Annotated in this window: 1 protein-coding gene and 1 pseudogene; both read right to left on the bottom strand. The window is 35.6% G+C overall.

Going from position 1 to position 1979, the window contains the following annotated elements:
- Window positions 1-1828 (bottom strand): nitrite reductase large subunit NirB (nirB, locus tag IDG60_RS12595; protein ID WP_206160757.1); only part of this gene is annotated, 1828 nt, incomplete at its 3' end.
- A 65-nt stretch (window positions 1829-1893) separates the two neighbouring features.
- Window positions 1894-1979: pseudogene (locus IDG60_RS12590) on the bottom strand (sirohydrochlorin chelatase); the annotation flags it as partial.

Below are 1979 nucleotides of genomic sequence, written 5' to 3'. Positions count from 1 at the left end.
TTGGTAATTCTTCTTTTTTAACTCCATACAAACCAACACGTTGCGAACCTGTCACTTTAACTAGTGGCACATGATATTTCTTAGCCACTTCTCCTAGACGAATCAGTTGGTCTGCATCTGTAACACCCCCACGCATTTGAGGTATAACAGAAAATGTACCATCATTTTGAATATTCGCATGGTAACGTTCGTTAGCAAATCTTGATTCTCTTTCATCTTCATGATCATGTGGATAAACCATATTCAAATAATAGTTAATCGCAGGTCGACATTTTGGACATCCACCTTTGTTTTTAAAGTTTAAAACATGTCGAACTTCTTTAGATGTTTTTAAACCTTTCGCTCTTATTTGCGTTACAATTTGATCGCGTGTCAAATCAGTGCAACCACATATACCAGCAGGTTTTGCGGCAACAAAGTCATCTCCTAAAGTGTGCTGCAATATTTGAGCAATTTGCGGTTTACATTTACCACATGAATTCCCCGCTTTTGTTTTAGCCGTTACTTCTTCAACTGTTGTAAAGCCATTTTCCGTAATCGCATTTACTATAGTACCTTTATCAACACCATTACAACCACAAATTGTTTCATCATCAGCCATATCAGCAATTGATAGCGATGCCTCTTCTCCACCTTTAGTAAGCAATGATACAAGTGTGTAATCTTCAGTGGATTCACCTTTTTTCATCATGTTATAAAAGCGTGAACCATCATCGATATCACCATATAGTACTGCACCAACTACATTACCGTCTTTTAAAAAGATTTTTTTATAGTTATTATCAACACTATTAAATATTTCAATACCTTTAATTTCTGCATTTTCTACAATTTGACCAGCACTATACAAGTCACAACCAGAAACTTTTAATGACGTAAATGTTGTTGATCCCTTGTATCCGTTCGTTTCTTTATTTGTTAAATGATCAGCTAATACTTTACCTTGTTCATATAGTGGTGCAACGAGTCCATAAACTTTGCCGTTATGTTCTGCACATTCTCCAACTGCATATACATTGCTATCACTTGTTTGCATCACATCATTGACAACAATACCACGATTAACATCTAGACCTGATTCTTTGGCTACTTCTGTGTATGGTCGTATACCTACTGCCATAACAACTAAGTCTGCCGGAATCTCGCGTCCATCAGCCAATTTAACACCTTCAACATCATCTTCTCCTAAGATTTCAGTTGTGTTGGCTTGCATTTCAAACTTCATACCTTGCTTTTCTAAATCTGCTTTAAGCATATTTCCTGCTTTACGGTCTAGCTGCATTTCCATCAACCATTCAGCTAAATGTAACACCGTTACTTCCATACCTTGATCTAATAAACCACGTGCACACTCTAAACCTAGTAAGCCTCCACCAATTACAATTGCTTTCTTTTTAGTCTTCGCAATGTTCATCATTTGTTCAGTATCATCAATCGTTCTCCAACCAATTACACTCGGTAATGTCGAACCTGGAACTGGAATGACGAATGCTTTAGAACCTGTCGCAAAAATCAATTTATCGTATGATACTTCAATACCATTTGCAGTAGTAACTGATTGATTTGCTCTATCTACTTCAATTACAGGATCATTGGTAATTAACTCGATACCATGTTCCTCATACCACTCATATGGATTCATAATTGTTTCTTCAACTGTCATTTTATTTTGTAAAATATTTGAAAGCATGATGCGGTTATAGTTTGGATAAGGTTCTTTACCTATTACCGTAATATCATATAAATCGTTGGCGCGCTCTAATATTTCTTCGATTGTTCGAATGCCCGCCATACCGTTACCAATCATTACTAGTTTTTGCTTTGCCATAAAATATGCCCCTTTACTCCATAATATTTATTTCAAAAAAAGGTATTAATTTTTCGTTAGTGCTTTTATATTTTCATCGGAATCATTAAGCTTTCTAATCTATCGTTAATGATTTGCTTTAAAATTGGGTCGAAGTTAATTGAAGGTGTGA

Source organism: Staphylococcus sp. EG-SA-2, from assembly GCF_017152085.1.
The sequence above is the reverse complement of the archived record's forward strand: the minus strand, read 5'-3'. Positions and strand labels throughout refer to the sequence as shown.